General features: G+C 66.9%; 23 protein-coding genes. 12 read left to right on the top strand and 11 right to left on the bottom strand.

What is annotated here, in order from left to right; translation table 11 throughout:
* Nucleotides 1-26: 26 nt before the first annotated feature.
* From AB0L82_RS15590 to AB0L82_RS15565, 6 genes are all read left to right on the top strand, one after another.
* Entirely contained in the window at nt 27-938 is a 912-nt protein-coding gene (locus AB0L82_RS15590; protein WP_364636246.1) for a DUF5666 domain-containing protein, read from the top strand.
* A gap of 50 nt (nt 939-988) precedes the next feature.
* On the top strand, nt 989-2083 hold the full coding sequence (locus AB0L82_RS15585; protein WP_364636243.1) for a hypothetical protein: 1095 nt from the start codon (nt 989-991) through the stop codon (nt 2081-2083).
* A 199-nt stretch (nt 2084-2282) separates the two neighbouring features.
* The gene (locus tag AB0L82_RS15580) at nt 2283-3083 is read left to right on the top strand and encodes an SDR family oxidoreductase (protein WP_364637890.1); all 801 of its coding nucleotides are present in this window, start codon (nt 2283-2285) and stop codon (nt 3081-3083) included.
* Nucleotides 3084-3091: 8 nt separating this feature from the next.
* Nucleotides 3092-3637, top strand: coding sequence for an orotate phosphoribosyltransferase (gene pyrE, locus AB0L82_RS15575; RefSeq protein WP_364636241.1), 546 nt, complete (start codon nt 3092-3094; stop codon nt 3635-3637).
* Between the two features lie 85 nt (nt 3638-3722).
* Nucleotides 3723-4781 carry a beta-ketoacyl-ACP synthase III gene (locus AB0L82_RS15570; protein WP_364636238.1) on the top strand — a complete coding sequence of 353 codons (1059 nt, stop codon included), beginning with the start codon at nt 3723-3725 and terminating at the stop codon, nt 4779-4781.
* Nucleotides 4781-5470, top strand: coding sequence for a lysoplasmalogenase (locus AB0L82_RS15565; protein ID WP_364636236.1), 690 nt, complete (start codon nt 4781-4783; stop codon nt 5468-5470). Before AB0L82_RS15570 ends, AB0L82_RS15565 begins: the two co-directional genes overlap by 1 nt.
* 14 nt (nt 5471-5484) lie before the next feature.
* On the opposite strand, the gene AB0L82_RS15560 is transcribed toward AB0L82_RS15565, so the two are convergent.
* The 6 genes from AB0L82_RS15560 to AB0L82_RS15535 all read right to left on the bottom strand — a co-directional run bounded on the left by AB0L82_RS15560 (nt 5485) and on the right by AB0L82_RS15535 (nt 11296).
* Nucleotides 5485-6585: a phosphotransferase gene (locus AB0L82_RS15560; protein WP_364636233.1), complete on the bottom strand. Its 1101-nt coding sequence runs from the start codon at nt 6583-6585 to the stop codon at nt 5485-5487.
* Nucleotides 6586-6589: 4 nt separating this feature from the next.
* The gene (locus AB0L82_RS15555) at nt 6590-7930 is read right to left on the bottom strand and encodes a cytosine permease (protein WP_364636231.1); all 1341 of its coding nucleotides are present in this window, start codon (nt 7928-7930) and stop codon (nt 6590-6592) included.
* Nucleotides 7931-8008: 78 nt separating this feature from the next.
* The gene (locus tag AB0L82_RS15550) at nt 8009-8455 is read right to left on the bottom strand and encodes a hypothetical protein (RefSeq protein WP_364636228.1); all 447 of its coding nucleotides are present in this window, start codon (nt 8453-8455) and stop codon (nt 8009-8011) included.
* 93 nt (nt 8456-8548) lie between these two features.
* Nucleotides 8549-9151, bottom strand: coding sequence for a Uma2 family endonuclease (locus AB0L82_RS15545; RefSeq protein ID WP_364636225.1), 603 nt, complete (start codon nt 9149-9151; stop codon nt 8549-8551).
* Nucleotides 9152-9204: 53 nt separating this feature from the next.
* A complete protein-coding gene (locus AB0L82_RS15540; RefSeq protein WP_364636222.1) occupies nt 9205-9864 on the bottom strand; it encodes a response regulator transcription factor in 660 nt (219 codons plus the stop codon).
* 46 nt (nt 9865-9910) lie between these two features.
* On the bottom strand, nt 9911-11296 hold the full coding sequence (locus tag AB0L82_RS15535) for a sensor domain-containing protein (protein WP_364636219.1): 1386 nt from the start codon (nt 11294-11296) through the stop codon (nt 9911-9913).
* Between the two features lie 92 nt (nt 11297-11388).
* On the opposite strand from AB0L82_RS15535, the gene AB0L82_RS15530 reads away from it, so the two are divergent.
* The 3 genes from AB0L82_RS15530 (at nt 11389) to AB0L82_RS15520 (ending at nt 13704) form a co-directional block, all read left to right on the top strand.
* On the top strand, nt 11389-11712 hold the full coding sequence (locus AB0L82_RS15530; protein ID WP_364636216.1) for a DUF4190 domain-containing protein: 324 nt from the start codon (nt 11389-11391) through the stop codon (nt 11710-11712).
* 58 nt (nt 11713-11770) lie between these two features.
* Entirely contained in the window at nt 11771-12484 is a 714-nt protein-coding gene (locus AB0L82_RS15525; RefSeq protein ID WP_364636213.1) for an RNA methyltransferase, read from the top strand.
* A 77-nt stretch (nt 12485-12561) separates the two neighbouring features.
* Nucleotides 12562-13704 carry a glycoside hydrolase family 76 protein gene (locus tag AB0L82_RS15520; protein ID WP_364636210.1) on the top strand — a complete coding sequence of 381 codons (1143 nt, stop codon included), beginning with the start codon at nt 12562-12564 and terminating at the stop codon, nt 13702-13704.
* A 5-nt stretch (nt 13705-13709) separates the two neighbouring features.
* Here the strand turns inward: AB0L82_RS15520 and AB0L82_RS15515 are convergent, their stop codons facing one another.
* Nucleotides 13710-14420 (bottom strand): DedA family protein, encoded by a 711-nt coding sequence (locus AB0L82_RS15515; protein ID WP_364636207.1) that lies wholly within the window; start codon nt 14418-14420, stop codon nt 13710-13712.
* 8 nt (nt 14421-14428) lie between these two features.
* Complete coding sequence (locus AB0L82_RS15510) at nt 14429-15118, bottom strand: VTT domain-containing protein (protein WP_364637888.1); 690 nt, start codon at nt 15116-15118, stop codon at nt 14429-14431.
* Nucleotides 15119-15292: 174 nt separating this feature from the next.
* On the opposite strand from AB0L82_RS15510, the gene fbaA reads away from it, so the two are divergent.
* Both fbaA and AB0L82_RS15500 read left to right on the top strand, forming a co-directional pair.
* On the top strand, nt 15293-16330 hold the full coding sequence (gene fbaA / locus AB0L82_RS15505) for a class II fructose-bisphosphate aldolase (protein WP_364636204.1): 1038 nt from the start codon (nt 15293-15295) through the stop codon (nt 16328-16330).
* A 101-nt stretch (nt 16331-16431) separates the two neighbouring features.
* On the top strand, nt 16432-17550 hold the full coding sequence (locus AB0L82_RS15500) for a BTAD domain-containing putative transcriptional regulator (RefSeq protein ID WP_364636201.1): 1119 nt from the start codon (nt 16432-16434) through the stop codon (nt 17548-17550).
* Nucleotides 17551-17563: 13 nt separating this feature from the next.
* Here AB0L82_RS15500 and AB0L82_RS15495 read toward each other — a convergent pair whose 3' ends face one another.
* The gene (locus tag AB0L82_RS15495) at nt 17564-17839 is read right to left on the bottom strand and encodes a hypothetical protein (protein ID WP_364636198.1); all 276 of its coding nucleotides are present in this window, start codon (nt 17837-17839) and stop codon (nt 17564-17566) included.
* Between the two features lie 176 nt (nt 17840-18015).
* Between AB0L82_RS15495 and AB0L82_RS15490 the strand changes: the two genes are divergently transcribed.
* Nucleotides 18016-19482, top strand: coding sequence for a DUF4185 domain-containing protein (locus AB0L82_RS15490; protein ID WP_364636195.1), 1467 nt, complete (start codon nt 18016-18018; stop codon nt 19480-19482).
* A gap of 55 nt (nt 19483-19537) precedes the next feature.
* Here the strand turns inward: AB0L82_RS15490 and AB0L82_RS15485 are convergent, their stop codons facing one another.
* Both AB0L82_RS15485 and AB0L82_RS15480 read right to left on the bottom strand, forming a co-directional pair.
* Entirely contained in the window at nt 19538-20584 is a 1047-nt protein-coding gene (locus AB0L82_RS15485) for a fused (3R)-hydroxyacyl-ACP dehydratase subunits HadA/HadB (RefSeq protein WP_364636192.1), read from the bottom strand.
* A gap of 249 nt (nt 20585-20833) precedes the next feature.
* Nucleotides 20834-21319 (bottom strand): nuclear transport factor 2 family protein, encoded by a 486-nt coding sequence (locus tag AB0L82_RS15480; protein ID WP_364636189.1) that lies wholly within the window; start codon nt 21317-21319, stop codon nt 20834-20836.
* Nucleotides 21320-21737: the final 418 nt, after the last annotated feature.

Here is a 21737-nt window from a genome sequence, read left to right as displayed (position 1 = left end):
GAGTCCGGCAGCTTAGGCTGGAGGCCATGACAACTCCGAGCGATCCATGGTCGCGGCGGCCTGAACCTGGCCCGGGGGAGGAGCCGACCCAAAAGGTCGAGCACCCCGCCGAACAGGTCGGGCACTCCTCGGAAGTCGCGGACAACCACGGCGGCGGCGAGCACATCTCGCCCACCGAATACTTCGGGCAGCAGCAAGGACCGGAAGCCACCCGGGTGCTGCCGCCGTACGACGCCAGCTGGGGCGGATACGACAGCGGCGCGGGCTACGCCCCACCCACCGCCACCTATCCACCGGGCTACACCCCGAACCCGGCGGGTTACGACCCGAGCGGCGCGGCCGGATACGGCCAGATGCCGCCCGGCGAAGGCGGACTGAGCTACGGGCAGACCGGAGGATATCCGGGTGGGCCCGGCGGCTATCAGCCCGCGGGATTCCCGCAGCAGCCCGCCCCGCCGCAGCCGCCGCGCAAGACCGGCCTGTGGATAGGTGTGGGCATCGCCGCCTTCGTACTCGTCGCCATCGCCGGGGTACTGCTGGGAGCGCTTCTCGCGAACAAGGATTCATCCGATACCGCGGCCGCCACCACCACCCGCACCAGCGGTTTCCCGATGCCGAACCTGCCCGGGAACACCTCGTCGCAGCCGCTGCCCAGTGGTATTCCGCAGATTCCGGGCCTCGGCGATATCGACTCACTCGGCGCGAATATGGGCACCGTCGCGAGCAATGACGGCACCACCCTCACCATGACAACACTGTCCGGCACTACGGTGACCGTGCACACCGACGAACGGACGCAGGTCATTTCGCTCGGAAGTACGAAGGTGGCGGATATACCGGTGGGTGAAATGGTGATGGTGCAGGGCGATAAGGCCGCCGACGGAGCGATCCAGGCCAAGCTCATCATCAGCACGTCATTGCCCGGCGGAACCCGATGAGTGCAGGCATACCGGGCATACCCCCGCCCGGCTGGATAGGGTAGGCGGCGATGACGGCTATATGGTTCGGGTTGGCGGCGATCGCGCTGGTGGGTGCGATCGTGCTGCTCTATTTCGATCGGCTGCAACGGCAGCGCACCGGGCATGTGCGCCAGGTCTGGGCGAAATCCCAGGGGTACACCTATGTTTCGGTGGAACCGGCGCTGGCCTCCACCTGGCGGCGCGGCGCGCTGGCCAAACTCGGGTACCTGTCCGCGGTGGATGTGGTGTCCGGAAATCGCAAGGGCGAGAAGTTCGTGCTCTTCGATCTGGAGGACGCCGCCACCCTGGTCGCGGTGCGCCGGCAGATCGGCTCGGACATCGATATCGATCTGCGCATGAAGACCGCCGCCCCGCCCAAGGATCACGATCTGGAAATGCTTGGCGCCATTGGTGATCGGGTGGTCTTCGCGACCAATCCGGACATCGCCCGGCACGCGGTGGATCAGCGCATGGTGGCGTTCATCGAATCGCTGCCCGATACCGTGCAGCAGCTGTGGAGTGAGGGCAACTGGACCCTCGGCATGCTGCACGTGAGTTCGGTCGCCAAGGATTGGGAGATGGCGATCGACGCCGTGCTGCGCCTGTCCGGGCTGCTGCACGTGTTGCCGCCGGTGATCAACTCCGAACGCGGCCGCGATGAACTGCCCGAACCCGGTCGCTCGCACCCGGTTCCGGAGGACGAGAACTACGACGGCTACGACGAGGACGGCGATTTCGAGCGCGGCCGGGGACGCACCCGCCCGCCCGGCGCGGCCGAAATCGAGGCCGATGACGACGAACTCAGTCCCCTGCTCGGTGACATCGCCGGTGGCGAAGGTGAGGGCGAGCCCGAAAACTGGCGTCCCGCACTGAAAGTCGTGCCGGATCCGCGAAATCGCCCGCGCCGCAACTGGCCTCCCGCCGAAGAGGGCGACGACTGGGCCGACGCCGAGGACGCCCCGCGCCGCCCCGCCGCCGAGGACGACTGGCCCGAGGACGAAGCCGAGCCCCGCCGCGACGAGGAACCCGAAGAAGGCTGGCGCAAGGATCAGGGCCGCAGCGCCCCGCCCGGCGGCCCCTTCCACCCCGGCTTCCGCCCGTATCAGGGTCCGACGCCGAGGTGATGCGCGGCGGTCGATCGGTTCGATCCGCCGAAACCGTCGAGACGCGGCCAATTGCACGGGTACTGCCCTCGGGCCCGCGTGCGAGGGGCCAGAATGGTTGCGCTGTCCCGGTCATCGCCGACCGTTCACCAGTCGTGCGAATGATGGGTTGCCGATGACCGAGAGCTCTCCCGAGCTGTCCCCGAGCGCCGAGCTGCCGATGAGCGCCGCGCGCCTGCCCGGTGCGCATCGGCCGGTGGCCTTGATCACCGGGCCGACCTCCGGAATCGGTAAGGCGTACGCCACCCGGCTGGCCGCGCTCGGCTACGACCTGGTGCTGGTGGCGCGCGATGAGCAGCGGCTCGCCGCGCTGGCGCACGACTGCGAGGTGCGATTCGGGGCGCGGGCACAGGTGCTGCCCGCCGATCTGGCCGTGGCCGCCGACCGGGAGCGGGTGGCCGCCCGGCTGGCCGAAGGCGTCGAATTCCTGGTCAACAACGCGGGATTCGGGCTCTCCGGCGAGTTCTGGGAAGCCACGCCGGAGACATTGCGGTCGCAACTCGACGTGAACGTCACCGCGGTGGTCGAGCTCACCCGCGCGGCCGTGCCGCCCATGCTGCACGCCGCCAACGGAACCGTGGTGAATGTCGCCAGCATGGCCGGGCTGATACCCGGGAGGGGCTCGACCTATTCGGCCTCCAAGGCGTACGTCGTATCCTTCTCGCAAGGGCTGGCGAGCGGGCTGGCCGGGACCGGCGTCCGGGTGCAGGCTCTATGCCCGGGATTGGTCCACACCGAATTCCATGAACGTGCCGGTCTGCCGACCGAATCGTTTCCCCGGCCGCTCTGGCTGGAGGTGGATCAGGTGGTCGCCTGCTCACTGGCGGATCTGGAGAAGAACCGGGTGATCAGTGTGCCCGGCATGCAGTACAAAGCGATCGCCGCGGTCGCCGGACTGATCCCGCGGTCCCTGGTGACCCGCCTGAATCGGGCCTTTTTCAACGCACGCGGAAGGACATAGACACAGCAATGCAGGTAACGACGACCGACCGGGACAGACTGGCCGAACTGGTACGTGAACTCGCCGTCGTACACGGCAAGGTCACCCTGTCCTCGGGCAAGGAAGCCGACTACTACGTGGACCTGCGCCGGGCCACCCTGCAGCACGAGGCGGCGCCGCTCATCGGCAAACTGCTGCGGGAACTCGTGGCGGACTGGGATTTCGAATCCGTCGGCGGGCTCACCATGGGCGCGGACCCGGTCGCGGCCGCGGTCATGCACGCGCCCGGCCGTCCCATCAACGCCTTCGTGGTCCGCAAGGCCGCCAAGACGCACGGCATGCAGCGGCAGATCGAGGGCCCGGACATCGTCGGCAAGCGCGTACTGGTGGTGGAGGACACCACCACGACCGGAAACTCGCCGGTCACCGCCGTGCGAGCACTGCGTGACGCCGGAGCCATCGTGGTCGGCGTGGCCACCGTGGTGGATCGCGAAACCGGCGCCGACAACATCATCGCGGCCGAAGGTTTGGAGTACCGCTCGATTCTCGGGCTGAAGGATCTGGCGCTGGGCTGAACTGTCGCCCTGAGTTAGCCTGTTGTTGGTCTTATGTCCGACAACGTTGTCGAACTGCTGTTGTGAAGGGTCGTGTGAGTCACCTGTGGTGAGCATTGCAATCAACAAGGGTCCCCAGAATGTTGCGATGCTCGGCATCGGTGCTTACCGGCCCGAGCGCATCGTCAGTAACGCCGAGGTGTGCGAGACGCTCGACTCCACCCCCGAGTGGATCTTCGACCGCACCGGTATCCACAACCGGCGGTGGATCAGCGGCGACGAGACGATCCGATCGATGTCGGTGGCGGCGGGCGAACGCGCGCTGAAGAACACCGGCATCGATCGCTCCAAGATCGGCGCGCTGGTGCTGTGCACTTCCAGCTGGCTCAAGCTCACCCCGCACGGTGCGCCCAGTATTGCCGCGGACCTCGGCATGAACGGCATTCCGGCATTCGATCTGGTCTCGGGCTGCGGCGGCTTCTGCTACGGCCTCGGTGTGGCCACCGATATGATCCGCGCCGGTTCCGCCGAATACATCCTGGTCATCGGCGCGGAAACGATGACCGTCGGTCTGGACCCGACCGATCGCGGTACCGCCATGATCTTCGGTGACGGTGCGGGCGCGGTCGTGATCGGTCCTGCCGAGGAGAACGGCATCTCGCCGACGGTGTGGGGCAGCGACGGCGAGAACGCCGAAGCCATCGCGCAGGATGTGGATTTCCTCGCGTACATGAACAAGGCGCAGGCAATGCAGGGCACCGACCCGCAGGTCGAACCCATCGGCCGGATGTCGCTGCATATGGAGGGCCCCAAGGTTTTCCGGTGGGCCGCGGTCACGCTGCCGCGCGCGCTCTCCAGCGCCATCGAACTCTCGGGTGTGGCCAAGGAGGACATCGAGGTGTTCGTTCCGCATCAGGCCAATGCCCGCATCAACGAACTCATGAAGAAGAACCTCGGCCTCGCCGACGATCTGCCCATGGCCAACGACATCGAGAACACCGGCAACACCTCCGCGGCGTCGATTCCGCTCGCCATCGAGGAAATGCTGGTCACCGGTAAGGCCAAGGGCGGCCAGCTGGCCCTGCTGCTCGGCTTCGGCGCGGGCCTGTCGTACGCCGGTCAGGTGGCGGTGCTGCCCCCGGCCCCGGCCGAGCCCTCCTTCTGATGCCGCGGCCGTTCCGCGCCGCCTTCGTCGGCGCGGCGGCCGTGACAGTGTTCGGCGCTGTCACCGGCCGCCACAAATTGCAGTGGGCCGCAAAGCCTTTGCTCATGCCGCTGCTCGCGGTCGATATCGCCACCAATGACGACGGCATCGAATCCGCCGACCGCGCAGTACTTCTCGGCTCCCTGGCGGCCGCCACGGTCGGCGATATCCTGCTTATCGACCCGGACAACGATCGCCGGTTGATCGCGGGCGCTTCATCTTTCGCCCTCATGCAGACGGGCTACTCCCGCCTGTGGTGGCGGCGCGGCGGCCGCCCGCAACCCCAGATCGCCGCCCAGCGCCTGGTGGCCTGGCTCGGCGCGGCGGCCCTGATGCGGGCCAAGGCCCCGGCGGTGGCCCTGCCCCTCACCGCCTACGGCGCAACCCTGGGCACGGCCGCCACCCTGGCTTCCGATCCGGGTATCGCCCCCGGCGCGAAAGCCATTGCGGGCCTGAATATCCCGGGATCCGATCCGCGCACCCGCCTCGGCGTGGGAGCTCTGCTCTTCACGGTCTCCGACGGACTCATCGTGCTGCGCAAGATCTTCGCCCGCACCCCCCGCTCCCAGCGCATTACCGAGGGCGTCATCCTCACCACCTACGCCGCCGCCCAGTACCTGCTGGCAGACCCCCGCGCCCACCGCCCCTGAGCGACCGTACGAGGTCAGGGAAGCCGGGACAGTAGGGCGCGGCCTTCGGCTGCCCACCATGCGGTGTGGCCGAGAAAGTAATGGCGGTAGGCGATTTCGGCGTTCTCGGGGTTGCCGCCGGGTATTACGCCGAGGAAGTAGTCGATCTCGGACAGCTCGTATTCGGCGTGTACCAGCGGGAGCAGTTCGGGAAGGGCCGCGGCCTCGGTGGGACCGAGCGGGCGGACCGATCGGTAACCGTTCAGCAGGGCTTCGACCTGCTCGAACTGGATGTGGGCCGGGCCGCCGTCGCGCAGGGAGATCCAGTCGACGGCGCAGCGTTCGATGGCTATCGCCAGGTCGTGGATGGCGACGGTGCGGTCGCAGAGGCCGAAATCTATGACCGTGGAAGGGGATTCGACTCCGGGTCCGGTGGATTGCCAGAGCAGGTTGGTGCCGTGCCAGTCATTGTGCGTCCACTGGGGTTCCAGGTGGGGGAGCAGGCGGTGCAGGCGGGTGTGGAAGGGCAGGTGCAGGCGTTGCACCTCGGTGCGCCAGTCGCGGGTGGCGAGGAAGGCCGCCAGGGCCGGGCGAACGGCGGCGCGGGCCTCGATGGCGGCGATCGGGTCGGGTGCGGAGAAGATCGAGAAGCTCGCCAGTAGGGGGCGGGGTGGACGGGGTGGGGCGTCGTAATCCCTTGCGGCGAGATGCAATCGGGCCAGCATGCGGCCGGAGGTGCGGGCCTGGTCGGTCGAGAGGTAGGGGGACCATGAGAACGCGCCGCGGTAGAGATCCGCGCCGATGCCGAGTTCCTGTACCTCGTAGGTGAATTCGCCGATCTCGCGGGTGAGCGCGATGGCGGGGATGGGGATTCCCCTGTCGCACAGGTGATCCATGAACGCGTGCTCTTCGGCGAGGGCCGTCGCATCGCGCAGGGTGCGAGGGAGTCGTTTGACGATGACCGATGTGCCGTCCGCGGTGCGGACCCGGGCCGTCGCGGAAAGCGGCCGGGGACTGCGCCATTCGATGACGGCGTCGGGGCCGAGCAGGGCCGCGATCTCCGGCGGGGTCAGGGGTGGCCAGTCGGGGGCGACCAGCTCTTCCTGACCCATGCCGAAGACGCGGTCCCGGGTCATCGGGTCAGGCCCGCCGGCGCTGGACGACCACCAGGATGGCGGTGACGAAAGCCGCTGCGAGCCACGACAGCAGTGAAGCCGAAGACCACCATTGCGGGTGGAAGCCGATGGCGTCCTGGACCTTTGTCCACAGGTTCGCCCACCACGGCACCGAGCCCGGATTGCACAGCTGGTACACCACGAAGCCGATGATCCAGGGCAACAGCATGAATGGGCGAGGGGGCGCGGTTTGCGACAGATTCCAGCCTTGCCTGCTGGTGCCGAAGAAATAGTCGATGATCAGCACGGCACTCAATGGCACGAACACCGAGCCGATCAGATAGAGGAAATTGCCGTAGTCGGTGAAATCGCGCACCGGCAGAGCCAGCAGCGTGACCAGCACGCCGACGCCCAATGCCAGCAGTCGGCGATCCACGCGCGGCAGCAGATTCTGGATCGACATGGCCGTGGAGTAGACGTTCGCGAAGGACTGATCCGATTCGCGCAGCACCAGCACCGCGAAGAATGCCCAGCCCGCCGTCACGCCGAGCAGGGTGTCGAAGATATGGTTCACATCCCCGCCCGCCTGGAGTATCGCGAGGATGCCGAGCAGGTAGCACCAGAACTGCCCGATGGAATAGCCCAGCGTCGCCGCGCCCGCCGCGCCGCGTGCCGAACGCGAATGCCGGGTGTAGTCGGCGGCCAGCGGTACGAACGACACCGAGACGGCGAGGGTCGCGTCGACAGCGGGGAAGAATCCGCTCCAACTGGTGTTCGGAAGTTCCGGAACCGGTTGCCGCAGTAGCTGAATGGTGAAGTACACCAGCGCGATGCCGACCGCGATCGAGACGTACTTGCGCAGAATGTGCAGTACGCGCAGCGGCCAGATCGCCATGACTGTGCAGAGAATGCCCGCCGCGATGATGACCAACGCGTGCGGAGCGCGGTCATCGGTGAGCGCGGAGACACCGAGTGCGATGACGGTCAGTTCGAAAACGCCCCAGCCGATGCACTGCACGATGTTCGCGGCGGTGGGCAGATAGGAGAGCTTGGTGCCGAAGAGCCCGCGCAGGACCGCCATGGCGGGCGCACCCGTGCGGGTGCCGACGGCTCCGGTTCCGGCGACCATGGCGATACCGGCGACGGTGCCGACCAATGTGGCCAGCAACGCGCCCGCGATCGACAGCGGCGGGTGCCCGTTGGGTAGCAGCACCGTGGCCGCACCGCTGAACCCGATCAGACTGACGCCGAGATTCAGCCAGAAGGCCGCCTGGTCGCTGAAGCTCAGCGTGCGCGGCGGCTCGGTATCGAGCAGCAGCGGCGCTTCTCGGCGGTCGGGCGGTACAGCGGGTATAGCGGTGGTCATGACCAGTGATGCTACGGGTCATCCCGGGCAAATCGGGCGGCTGCCTGCGGCGACGGATTGCCCCGGCCCGCGCTGCCGCTACAGGCAGACCACTATCCGGTCGCGGTTGTGCGGGTCGACGCGGATCGAAAGTATGCCGCCCACAGTGATTCTCGGGCGGATGACCGGTTCCACATCGAAGACGATGCTGCCGCGATAGGTCTCGGATCCGGGCACCACCAGTTCCAGATCGAGTTCGGTGATCTCGGTGCAGTGGTCGGTGCGCATGAGCCGATGTACGCCCTCGATGGTGGCCCAGCCCTCCAGGCCGTGCCGCCGGAGTTGACGGTCGCTGTGCGAGGGGCGCTGTGCCAGCAGCATTCCGATGCCGAGGAAGGTGCCGAACATGCCGACCAGCACGACGATCTGGAGCGGCAGCGTGCCGGGCGGGGTGAGCGGCACCAGCCAGGCCAGCCAGACGCAGAGCGTGACGAGGTACGCGACGGTGACGCCGAGTACGGTGCGAGAAATACGCGCGTGGTCCATCGAGACCCTCCAACCACGGCTTGCGGAACTCCAGGATAGTCCGAATATTCCGTATGGGTGGGGGATCGGGCGAGGTCAGACTGTTGTGCGGACTCAGGCGGTGGTGCGCAGCGCGGTGAGCGCGTCGAGGTCGAGGGGCAGCGCCATGCCGTCCAGTTCGAGGGTTATCTGCCCGGTGTACGTGCCGGTCGTCTCGTAGCGCCCGTCGCGCAAGCCGAAGGTGGTCAACCGCACCGACCCGTCGGTCTCCAGCAACCAGTAGTGCTCGATACCGCTCTCGGCGTACTCGGTGAACTTCATGATCCGATCGGTGCGCCGCGATCCGGGCGATACGATCTCGATGGCCGCCAACACATCCGGGGGATACACCCGGGTCGCGTGCGTCGCCCCCGCCGCACCGCCCACCACCAGCACATCCGGCACCCGCACCGTCGGCGGATGGGTCTCCTCGATCACCAATTCCACCCGGGCCAGCGCCGCCACCCGCCGCGGCAGCGCCGGTTCCAGCTGAGCGGCCAAGCGCCACACCGCGAGTTGATGCCGCGGCGGCTGCGGCGCCACCAGCAGCACCCCGTCCACCAGTTCGCGGCAGGAACCGCGCTCATTGGGTAGCGCCGACCACTCCGCCAGCGTCAATAGGTGATCGGGCCAGGACACAACGACTTTCACCGTCTCCGCGGAACTCGACCGAACCATGGAACCAGTGTTCCACGGTCGGCAACCGTACAGCGACGTTTCAACACCGCCGTCTAACCCTTGAGTCGCAGCACCGCCAGCACCCGCCGATGATGCAGATCCGACGGCGGCAACTCCAGCTTGGTGAAGATATTGCCGATATGCTTCTCCACCGCTCGCTCGGTCACCGTGAGCGCCTGCGCCAGCGCCGAATTCGACAGCCCCTGCGCCATCAACTCCAGCACCTCGCGCTCGCGCGGGGTGAGCCGGGCGAGCGAATCCTGTTGCCGGGCCGCACCCATGAGCTGACTCACCACTTCCGGATCGAGGGCGGTGCCGCCGGTCGCGACCCGCTGCAACGCGTCGACGAAATCGCCGATATCGGCCACCCGATCCTTGAGCAGATAGCCGACGCCACCCGCACCGGAGGCGAGAAGTTCGGTGGCATAACGGGTTTCGATCCACTGCGAGAACACCAGCACCCCCGTCTCGGGATGGCTGCGGCGCAATGCCAGCGCCGCCAGCAGGCCCTCATCGGTGAAGCTGGGCGGCATGCGCACATCCACCACCGCCACATCGGGCCGGTGCTCGGCCACCGCGGCGGACAGGCCGTCCGCCGCGCCGACCGTGGCCACCACCTCGTGACCGCGATCGGTGAGCAGCGCGGTCAGCCCGTCCCGCAGGATCGCGTTGTCCTCGGCGATCACCACGCGCAGTCGATCGGGGGTGCTCATGCTGTCCTCTCGATTGTCGTACGGGGCGGCCGGTTTTCGACGGGCACTACGGTCCCGCCACCGGCAACACCATGGTGACCACCGTGGGTCCGCCGACCGGGCTGTCCACGAGCAGCGACCCGTCGACCGAGCGGGCGCGCGCCGCCAATCCCGAAAGCCCGCCCGCCACAGCGGTTTCACCCGGGCGCTCCACCGGTTGCAGCGCACCGCCCTGTCCGTTGTCCCGCACGCTCACCGCCAGCGCGTCCGCGCCCTGCGGCAGCACCGCCACCCAGATGCGGTTCGCGCCAGCGTGTTTCACCACATTGGTGAGCAGTTCCGCGACCGAGAAATAGGCGATGGCCTCGATCGCCGGACTCGGCCGGATCGGCAGCAGCACCCGCAGTTCCACCGGAATGGCGCAGCGCGCGGCCAAGGTCTCCAGTGCCGGTTCCAGACCCAGATCCAAAGCGGGCGGATGGATACCGCGCACCAGTTCGCGCAGTTCGGTCAGGGCTTCCTTGGATCCGGTGCGGGCCTGCGCGATGAGTTCGGTGGCATCGCCGCCGCTCGCGAGGCGCTCCTCGGCGCGCCCCAGCATCATGGCGATACTGACCAGGCGTGCCTGGGTGCCATCGTGCAGATCCCGCTCCAGGCGGCGCAGCGTGGCGGTGGAATCGTCCACGGCGGCCCGGCGGCTCTCCTGCAATTCGAGCACCCGGCGATCCCCCGCCGTCGGCGCGAGCAGCCAGAGCGCGAACAAGCCGTGCAGCCAGCAGACGAATCGGAACAGCCACGGCAGCAGGAAACAGCCGAGCACACCCACCGCGGCGAAACCGAGTACGCGCGGCCAGGTATCGATGAAGTACTGGTTGAACTGGATCATCGAGTGATGCTCGACGCCGTTCTCATCCACATTGGTGGGATTGAGCAGGGCCCACAAAATGGGGGAGATGGCGGTGAATCCGACTATCGCCACGACGATCAGCAGCCCGTACCCCAGCACCATGCCGAACAGGCACTGGATGAGAAGGAAAAGCAGTGCGCGCCACGAGGTCCGGTCGGTGTAGGCGCTGCGGAACCAGCCCAGCACCCCCGGCCGGTAGGTGAACGGCTGCGGTTCCGGCATCGGATTGTTCAACAGCACCGCGTTCAGTACGCGATAGATCCGGCCCCAGACCCGGCCGCCGAGAATCACGCAGGCCAGTACGGGAATCCCGATCAATACGATGATCGAGTACACGCCGCCGGCGAAGCCGATGAAAAGGTATGCGGCCGCGATACATCCGAGTACGAAGGCGATGATCAGGTACGCGAATTCCTTCCACGCCCGCGCCTGGAACGGGGCCAGCAGAAAGGCGCGCAGCATTTCTCCGGGGCTCGCGGGTGGCGGTGCGGGTTCCGGGTCGGGCATGCCGAGCACGATAGTGGGGAGGGCGGCCGTCTCGTTCATACCTCTCATCGTGGCCGGTCAGCCGATTCGGAACGAGGGAGCAGGCCCGTAAATCCGGGGTGTGGCCAGCACGAAGACCTAGCATCATGTGCATGAGCTATCAACCGCCGCCGCCGGGGTATCAGCCCCCGCCCGGCTATTACGGCGCACCGCCGCCGGACCATCCGCAGGCCGTCACCGTGCTGGTGCTCGGCATTCTCAGCCTGGTGCTGTGCCAGGTCATCGGCCCCGTCGCCTGGGTCATGGGCCGCCGCGTCCGCGACGAGATCGACGCCTCCCGGGGCACCATCGGCGGTCGCGGCATGGTGAACGCCGGATACATCTGCGGCATCATCGCCACGGGTCTGCTGGTGTTCGTCGTGCTGATCGTGGTCCTGAGCATCGTGATCGGCGTCGTCGGCAGTACGACGAATTAGGCACGACCTCCGGACAGCGCGGGAAGGGCAGTGCTGACCTGCCATTACGATGGCGCGAGTGAGTTCCGCCAGTACCGACGATCCACTCGCCCCCGCAGCCGACGGCCCCGAGGGCGATCCGGCCGGTCCCACCGAATGGGGTGAGCATCCGCACGGCGTCGGCCCGTGGCGGGACGAATACGGCACCGAACCCCCGGACGATCCGCGCCTGGACCCGGAACTGCTCGCACACGGCGACCGCCGCAATGTGGTGGACGCGTACCGCTATTGGACCCGCGAGGCGATCGTCGCCGATATCGACAGCCGCAGGCATTCCTTCCACGTGGCCATCGAGAACTTCGGGCACGACGCGAATATCGGCACGGTGGTGCGCACCGCGAACGCCTTCGGCGCGGCGGCCGTGCACATCGTCGGGCGCAAACGCTGGAATCGGCGCGGGGCCATGGTCACCGACCGCTATCAGCACATTCACCATCACGCCGATACCGCCGAACTGCTGAAGTTCGCGATCGACCGTGACCTGACAGTCGTGGCCGTGGACAACGTCCCGGGTTCGGTTCCGCTGGAAACCGCCGACCTGCCCCGCGATTGCCTGCTGCTCTTCGGCCAGGAGGGCCCGGGCGTCACCGAGGCCGCCAAAGACGCCGCCCGGCTGACCGTTTCGATCGCGCAATTCGGTTCCACCCGCAGTATCAATGCGGGGGTCGCAGCCGGTATCGCGATGCACGCCTGGGTTCGGCAACACGCCGACCTGCGAACGGCGTGGAAGTGACTACCGCCACGGCAATTGGACAAGGTTGGTAACAAATCAGCCACGGGGTGGGGTGTGGCCCTGGCACGATATGTCCTATGACTTCGCGGACCGGGCGCAATATCGAGCCGACGGCCGCGCTCTGGGCGGAGCGCGCCGATCTGGCGGAGTCCGCGATCGTGTCTCGGCACCTGCGGACGCTGTGGGGTATGCCGGGTACGGCCCTGGGCGTGGTCGGCTGGCCCGCGACCAAGCGGGAACGCGGGTTCGCGAACTGGCACTACTGGTGGCAGGCGCATCTCATCGACTGTGCGGTGGACGCCGCCAATCGCGCGCCGACCCCGGTTCGGCAGAAGCGGATCTGGTCGATCGCGCACGCCATGCGGTTGCGCAATATCAGCGGGTGGACCAATAACTACTACGACGATATGGCCTGGCTGACAATCTCTTTGGAGCGGGCCGAGCGCACCCAGGGTGTCGAGGAGGTGCGCGGCGCGCTGCTGCAGTTGAGCAATGAGCTGTACACCGGATTCGAACCGCAGTTCGGCGCGGTGCCGTGGCGGAAGGGTTCGGACTTCTTCAATGCCCCCGCGAACGGTCCGGTCGGTATCGCGATGGCCCGGCTCGGCCGCTACCCGCGCGCCCAGGAAATCTCCGACTGGCTCGACGACAACCTGCGCGACAAGGACTCCGGGCTCATCTTCGACGGCATCCACCTGCCCTCCGGTGAGGTCGAACGCCCCACCTACAGCTACTGCCAGGGCGTGGTGCTCGGCCTGGAAACCGAACTGGCCGTGCACACCGGCGAACCCCGGCACGCCGATCGCGCGGTCCGCCTGATCGCCGCGATCGAGGAACATATGGTCGGCGGCGGCATCGTCATCGGCGGTGGTGGCGGCGACGGCGGGCTGTTCAACGGCATTCTCATCCGCTATCTGGCGCTGGCCGCGGTCATGCTGCCCGGCGATGAGACCGAACAGGTGAACGCGCGCCGCACCGCGGCCGCGATCGTGCGCAAATCGGCCACCGCGGCCTGGGAGAACCGTCTGGAAGTCGAGGGCGAACCGCTCTTCGGCCCGGATTGGCGATTACCCGCGCGACTACCCGGCGTTTCGGGTGCGGGCCGCTTCGAAGGCGGTTCGGTCTCGGCCTCGCGCACTCCGGAACGTGATCTGTCCGTACAGCTTTCGGGCTGGAAACTCATGGAGGCCGCGCACACGGTCACCGCCGCGGGACTCTGAGGTTCTCAGTCGTTGCGGCCGATGACATGCATCGGGACCGTCTCGCACTCCGCGTCGAGCTCGAAATCCTCAGCGGGCCGCGACATTTCCGCACGGTACTGGCGCACGCCCAGGATCGTGCCCAGGATCAGCCCGACCACCAGCGTGCCGATCACCGCGGGCATCAGCCAGGACACGTTCTCCAGGAAACTGCCCGCGTAATACCCGATCAGCAGCAGCACCGGGGCCCAGATGATCGCGCCCACCGTCGAGGCGATCGTGTACTTGCGATGGTCCATCCCGGCCGCACCCGCGACCAGCGGGCACAGCGTGCGCACCCACGGAATCCAGCGTGCCACCAGCACCGCCATGAATCCGTGGCGATGTAGTAGCTCGGCCACCCGGGCCAGATTCCGGGTGTTGATGTATTTACCGTTCTTGCGCGCCACCAGGTGATGTCCGGTGCGCTGCCCGATCACATAGCCGACCTGATTACCGGCGATGGCCGAGATCATGGTGCCGACCGCCAGCGCCCACACGTGCATCTCACCGGTGACCTGCGAGGCCAGTACGACACCGGCGGTGATGAGCATCGAATCACCGGGCAGGAACAGCCCGATGATCAGCGCGCATTCCAGGAAGACAAACGTGAGGACGACGGTCCACACGAGCACCGGCCCAGCTGTCTCGAGCGGCCCGAAGGCGCTCAGAGCGTGGGTTAGCGGGGTGGTCGACACCGATGGCTCTAGCGGTTCGGCTCGTTCGACGTGGCGGCCAGCTCCGCCTCGGCGCCGCGATTGCGCAGGTTCTTCACCACGGTGGCGATGCCCGGCAGGATCGACAGCAGCACGATGAGCAGGAAGATCGCCTCGACATTCTTACGAATGAATTCCACATTGCCGAGGAAGTAGCCGAGCACGGTGACGCCGCCGCCCCACAGGATCGCGCCGACGATGTCGAAGGTGACGAACTTGCGGTAGTCCATCTTCGACACGCCAGCCAGCACCGGCATGAACGTGCGCACGATGGGGACGAAGCGAGCCAGGATGATGGTCTTGGGACCGTGCTTCTCGAAGAATTCGTGCGTCTCGGTGACGTACTTCTTCTTGAAGAAGCGGCTGTCCTCCTTCTGGAACAGCGCGGGCCCGATGGCCCGGCCTATCCAATATCCGGACTGGTCACCGAGGAAAGCGATCAGCACGACCGCGGGCAGCAGCACCCAGATGGAGACCGGCGGATTCGCCTGGGCGCTCAGCAGACCGCCAGTGAACAGCAGCGAATCGCCCGGGAGAATCGGGAACAGCAGGCCCGTCTCGATGAAGACGATCACCAAGATCGCCGGGAGCACCGCGTTCTTCAGCCAGGTCTCCGTAAGGAGATGCATGGGATCGAGAATCGCGGGGAGCGCGACGTTGGTCGTCACGGCATCGGACACGGCCAGCAAGGTCACGGGCACCACCCTACCGGTGAATGCGGTCCATCACAGAATGTCTCACAGCGTCCGCTCAGGATGTTCGGTCCGAGGCCACCGACTGTGTCGAAACCACACTGCCTTAGGGTGTCGCCTGACAGAATTTGTTGTACACAGCACACCACTACGGAGGTCATTGTGCCCATCGCGACTCCGGAGATCTACGCCGAGATGATTGCTCGGGCCAAGGAGAACTCCTTCGCGTTCCCCGCGATCAATTGCACGTCGTCCGAGACGATCAACGCCGCGATCAAGGGCTTCGCCGACGCGGGCAGTGACGGCATCATCCAGTTCTCCACCGGCGGAGCCGAATTCGGCTCGGGCCTGGGCGTGAAGAGCATGGTGACCGGTTCGGTCGCGCTCGCCGAATTCGCGCACGTGGTGGCCGCCCAGTACGACATCACAATCGCGCTGCACACCGACCACTGCCCGAAAGACAAGCTGGACGGGTTCGTTCGCCCGCTGATCGCGATTTCGGCGGAGCGCGTGAAGTCCGGTCTGAACCCGCTGTTCCAGTCGCACATGTGGGACGGCTCCGCGATTCCGATCGACGAGAACCTGGAGATCGCCAAGGAACTGCTCAAGCAGTGCCATGCCGCGAACATCATTCTCGAGGTCGAGATCGGCGTCGTCGGCGGTGAAGAGGACGGTGTCGAGGCGGAGATCAACGACAAGCTCTACACCTCTCCCGAGGACTTCGAGAAGACCATCGACGCGCTCGGCGCGGGCGAGAACGGCAAGTACCTGCTCGCCGCCACCTTCGGCAATGTGCACGGTGTGTACAAGCCGGGCAATGTGGTGCTCAAGCCCGAGGTGCTCGCCGAGGGTCAGCGCGTGGCCGCCGCCAAGCTGGGCCTGGGCGCGGACGCGCAGCCGTTCGACTTCGTCTTCCACGGCGGTTCCGGCTCGCTCAAGTCCGAGATCGAGGACTCGCTGCGCTACGGCGTGGTGAAGATGAACGTCGACACCGACACCCAGTACGCGTTCACCCGCCCGGTCGCCGGTCATATGTTCGCCAATTACGACGGCGTGCTGAAGATCGACGGCGAGGTCGGCAACAAGAAGGTGTACGACCCGCGCAGCTACCTGAAGAAGGCCGAAACCTCCATGGCCGCGCGCGTGCAAGAGGCGTGCAACGACCTGAAGTCGGCTGGTCGCTCCATCAGCGCCAAGTAAGGTAGCTCCGAGGCCGGAAAACTCCGGCCCAGTGAGCAGAGCCCGCCGTGGTGGCCAGGTGCTGCCGCGGCGGTTCGCTTTTCTATACGAGGTGCAGCGCAATGACTCTCGATGTGCGGGTCCTCGGGCCTGTGCAAGTGCTGGTCGGCGGCCGTCCAGTGCTGGTCGGCGGCCCCAAGCCACGTGCACTGCTGGCCGCGTTGACGGTGAACCGGCGGCGTGCGGTGTCGTCGCAGGCGCTGGCGGACATCGTCTGGAATGACGAGCCGCCGGACTCCTATCAGGCCAGCCTGCAGGTGTTCGTCTCCAATATCCGCAAGACGCTGCGCAACGCGGGCGTCGATCCGGGCACGGTGCTGCGCACCGAATCGTCCGGATACCGGCTCGAAATCTCCGATGAGCATTGCGATCTCGGACGGTTCGAGAGCATCCGGCGTTCGGGTACCGAGGCCGCGAACCAGGGCGATCATGAGCGCGCCGCGCGGCTGTACGCGGATGCGCTGGCGCAGTGGACCGGTCGCGCCCTGGACGATCTGTCCGGGCTGTCGTTCGCCGAAAGTTTCGCCACCGCAATGGATGAGGAGCGGCTGCTGGTCGCCTCCGCGCGCGTGGACGCCGAAATCGCCTGCGGGCGTGCGTCCGCCGTGGTCGGCGAACTGGTCGCGATGACCAACGCGCATCCGCTGCGGGAACCGCTGTGGGCGCAGCTGATCACGGCGCTGTACCTGTCCGGGCGGCAGGCCGACGCGCTCGAGGCGTGCCGCCGGGTGCGCGGGGTGCTCTCCGATGAACTCGGCATCGATCCGGGTCCGGCGATCATCGCGCTGGAACAGCAGGTGCTGCGCCAGGAACCATTGCAGACCGGGCAGATCGCCGAGGTCGAGCGGATGGCCAAGGCCATGACCGAGACGGTCACCGAAATGCCGCGCGCGGTGCGGGCCGGGCAATTGCTGACCGCCGAGGGCCGGATGATTCCGATCGCGGTGGGCGGTATGAAGATCGGCCGCATGACCGATAACGATCTGGTGCTCGACGATCCCAAGGCCAGCCGGTACCACGCGCAGATCACGCCCAGCCGGGCCGGACTGCTGATCAAGGATCTCGGATCGGCGAACGGGGTCTACATCAACGAGCAGGCCATCGAGAGCGCCGCGGTGCTCGCCGACGGTGACGCCATTCGGATCGGGGCGACGGTGTTCGTGTTCCAGGCGGTGCGCTGAGGGTCGCTGCAGGTCAGGCTCCGGCCTTGGCCAGTAGCTCTACCGCCTCGCGCAGCGCCTGCCGGTCCTCGGTGTCGGGTGGTTTGTAGCCGCCGCTCACCGTGACGGTGACGATATCGCCCGCGCGTAGCTGGAGATCGTCCAGGCACATGGGTAGCAGGCCGACGAAGAGCCGGTGTTCCTTGCAGGTCAGGATGATGTGCGAGGTATGCCTGCTGGTGAGGTAGGCCAGCTCCTCGGCCAGTTCGGCGCTGATGGTCCCGGTCAGGGTCACGTCCTGCACGTACACCTCTCCACTGTATTACCCTGCTGCCCAGTTGGTTTCGGTTCGCGGAGATCCGGGCCGCGGCACGCCGGATATCGATTTCGGTTGATCTTGGGCGAGTGCCCGCTGTTCGCCGCCCGCCGCGGGTAGGGTCTCCTGCCGGATGTGTCCGATGAGCCCGAATGGCGAGAGGTTGGTGCATGGCCGAACGGCTGCTCGCCGCGGTGGGAGCAATGGTGTTCGGGGCCGGCGCGCTGGTCGGCGCGCACCCCGCGACCGCCCTGGCGGCCCCCGCGGAACACGGTGCGGTGGAAGGGATTCCGGGCACCGGACCCTGTCACACCGATCCCGCCCCGGTACACGAATCGCTGGTGCCGAAAACCGTCGAGGTGCCGATCACCTATCCGGTCGTCACCGTCGACCCCGGACCGCCGGTCGAGAACACCAAGCGGATCGATATGGAGCTGCCCAGCGATCCGTGCGTGAACCCCTGCCCGGATCTCACCGATCTGCCCGCCCCGCCGCCGAGTCTCAATGAGCAGCTGGGCATTCCGCGCCTCATCCTGCATCCGCAGCCGTTCAATTTCGCCTTCCCCAACCCGAATCCGCCCGCCGTGCCACCCGGACCCGAACCCGCGCACCCCGGCGTCGAAGCCGCGCCGCTGACGCCCGCCCGGGCCATGCCGCAGGTCACCGACGTCCGCGAGGTCGCCAAGCTGACCGGGGCCAATTCCATCAACCGCACCGATAAGCGCTGGCAGGTGCAGGGCACCGACCTGGGCATCATGTGGGAGAGCGCACCCGGCGAGATCGCCATGGCCTTCGGTGACACCGTCGGCCACGACTTCCATCCGCCCGGCGGTATGGGCGAGGACTGGCGCAGCAACCTGCTCGCCTTCAGCACCGACAAGAACCTCGCGGACGGCGTCACCTTCGACAGCATGGTCACCGACTCGCGCTGTCACGCCACCGAACTGCTGTCCAGCAAGAAGCTCGACAATATCGAGATCACCACCATCCCGACCTCCGGTTTCGCACTCGGCGACCGGCAGTACATGAGCTACATGTCCATTCGCACCTGGAACAGCATCCCGGGCACCTGGTACACCAACTACGGCGGCATCGCCTACTCCGACGATCACGGCCGTACCTGGACCAAGGACGCACACGCCAAGTGGGACAACATCTTCGGCGTCTCCAACTTCCAGGTCTCGGCCATGGTCCCGGCGGGCGACTACGTCTACATGTTCGGTACGCCCAATACCCGCCTGGCCTCGGTGGGCCTGGCGCGGGTGCCGAAGGATCAGGTGCTCAACACCACCGCGTACCAGTACTGGCGCGATGGTGAATGGACCCCGGTCGGCGGATACACCTCCGCCACACCGATTGTCGACGCTCCGGTGGCGGAACTGTCCGTGCGCTACGACGCCGTGCGCAAGATCTGGCAGATGAGCTACCTGGACACCGCGAAGGCGGCTCTCGTTGTGCGCGAATCGGATTCACCGCAGGGCGTCTGGTCCCCGGGCGCGGCGACGGTGAGCGCGATGCAATTCCCGGAACTCTACGGCGGTTTCATTCACCCCTGGTCGACCGGCAACGAGCTCTACTTCACCATGTCGACCTGGAGCGACTACAACGTCTACCTGATGCACGCCACCCTGAACTGACGCGAAAGGCGGCACCGCGATCCGATCGCGATGCCGCCCAAGCGGTTTCAGTGCGTCAGGAGAGCCGGACCTCGGCTACGGCGCGGCCGAAGAGCTTCTTGCCCTCCGAGGTCGCGCCGAGAACGATGGTGGCGGAACCGGTTTCGGCGTCCACCGACTTCACCTTGCCGGTGAAATCGACGAAGGTCGGCGCGGTCGGCTCCACCGGGACGAAACCGGAGAAGCGCACGCTGAACTTGCTCAGCGCGGCCGGATCGCCCAGCCAGTTCACCAGGTAGCTGGCGGTCAGGCCCATGGTGAGCATGCCGTGCGCGACCACGGTCGGCAGGCCGACCAGTTGGGCGGCGGCATCGCTGAAGTGGATCGGGTTCGGATCGCCCGAGACGCCCGCGTAATTCACCAGATCGCCGCGGGTGACGGGCACCTTGCCGGGCGGCAGTTCGGTGCCCGCGGCCAGCGTCGCGGCGGTCGGGGTGGTCTGCACCGGCAGCGCGGGGGCGGGATCGCGCAATTCCGCGACATCCTCCGGCGCGAGCAGGATGAGCCCGGTCGGATCGGTGGCCTGATCCTCGGGAACATGGCCGTGCATGAGCACGCCCGAAACGGTCTCCACGGCGGCCGGATCGATCTCGACACCCTTGCGGGCCACGATGGTGGTGGTCGCGACCAGCACCGGCAGCGCGTCGGCATCACTCATGGTCACCTTGACGGTGAGGAAGTCGTTATCGCCGTAGGAACGGATCTGCTCGATCAGCACATCGACCGACAGCAGGTCGTTGTCCAGGATCGGGCGGTGGTACTCGAAGATCTGATCGGTCTGCATGAACTGCGAGACGTCGTACTCGGTGAGCACGGAGCCGATCAGCGAACGGGTGGTGGCGGCGCCGATGACGGACGCGAAGGTCGGCGAGGCCAGCAGCCCGGCGTAACCGAGCGCGAGCGCATCGTCCTCGCGGTGGTGGGCGGGGTGGTGGTTGCGCACGGCGCGTGCGAACTCGCGGATCTTCTCCCGGCCGACGTCGTAATGGTCACGTACGCGAAAATGCCGACCGACCAGATCGGTGGCGGTGGTGGCGGCAATCGCCTCGGCCGTCTCCGGCATGGTTCAGCTCCCTGCACAATCGAAACCCGGTAGGACCGTGCCCGATCGGTGTCAGCACAAAACCACGGCTTACCGCCGGTGGAGGCGCCGACACCCCATCGTGGCTGGCCCAGACAATCTGCGCCATATTACTGGCGAGTCGGACTGTTGACCAGGTGTATGTGATGTTCGTCGCGGGCAGGGGCGCTAATGCGCCACCCGCCCGATCAGAACATCTGCGCGAGGGTCCGATCCGTTAGTCGAGATCCGCTATCCGTTGGCCGGATCACAGACCTTCCACCCATCGGAGGTGCGCTGCAGGTCGAACGTGCGCGCCGACTGCTTGGACGGATCCGCCTCGGTGTAGACGGTCGCCTGCGCCAGCGCGGCATCACCGGTGATCCGGATGGCATCCACACTCTTCACCACCGGAATGCTCTTCTGCTCCTTGGAAGTTCGATACACACCGGCGAACTGATCAGCCGAGATCTTCTGATAGAAGTCATGCTGCGCACCGCAGGTGATCCCGCGCAACTTCTCCAGATCCCCGGTCGCCAGCCCATCGGTGTACGTCGAAATAGCGCTCTTCACCTGCGTCTCCGGCGAATTGTCCGACCCTCCGGCCACCATCACCACGATGCCGATGATCACCGCGATCACCACCGCCGCCGCGATCCCCGCCAGCAACAACACCCGATTCTTGCTTCCCGCACCGGCTTTCGCGGGCGCGGCATCGCTCTCACCGGCCGCGGGCACCCGCTGCGGCGTGGCAATCGGCCGCGGCGCCCCCTGCCCATCCTGGGGCCGCTGCGATTCCTGAGCCCACTGAGCATCCTGAGGCCGCTGTCCAACCCCCTGAACACCCGCCACTCCCTGCGCACCACCGGCTGCACCCGCTGCGGCTCCGGCCAACCCCGGCGCCCCCACCCCACCCGGCTTGGTCATCGGCACGCCGCCCGGACCACCCTGGGCAGGTCCACCCTTACCCTGTGGCCCAACCTGCCCGGGTGCACCTTGGCCTTGCGGTCCACCCTGTCCGGGTCCGCTTTGGCTCTGCTGCCCGCCTTGTCCCTGTCCGCCCGGCGCCGATGCGACCCTGCTGGGCCGGATCGGCGCCGCCATTGAGCTCGTCGGCCAGTTTCGAGACGGCGGAGAAGGTTTGGCTGAGGCTCTT

This window comes from Nocardia sp. NPDC052001 (assembly GCF_040680615.1).
Lineage (GTDB): Bacteria > Actinomycetota > Actinomycetes > Mycobacteriales > Mycobacteriaceae > Nocardia.
This window is presented reverse-complemented; position numbering and strand designations above follow the sequence as displayed.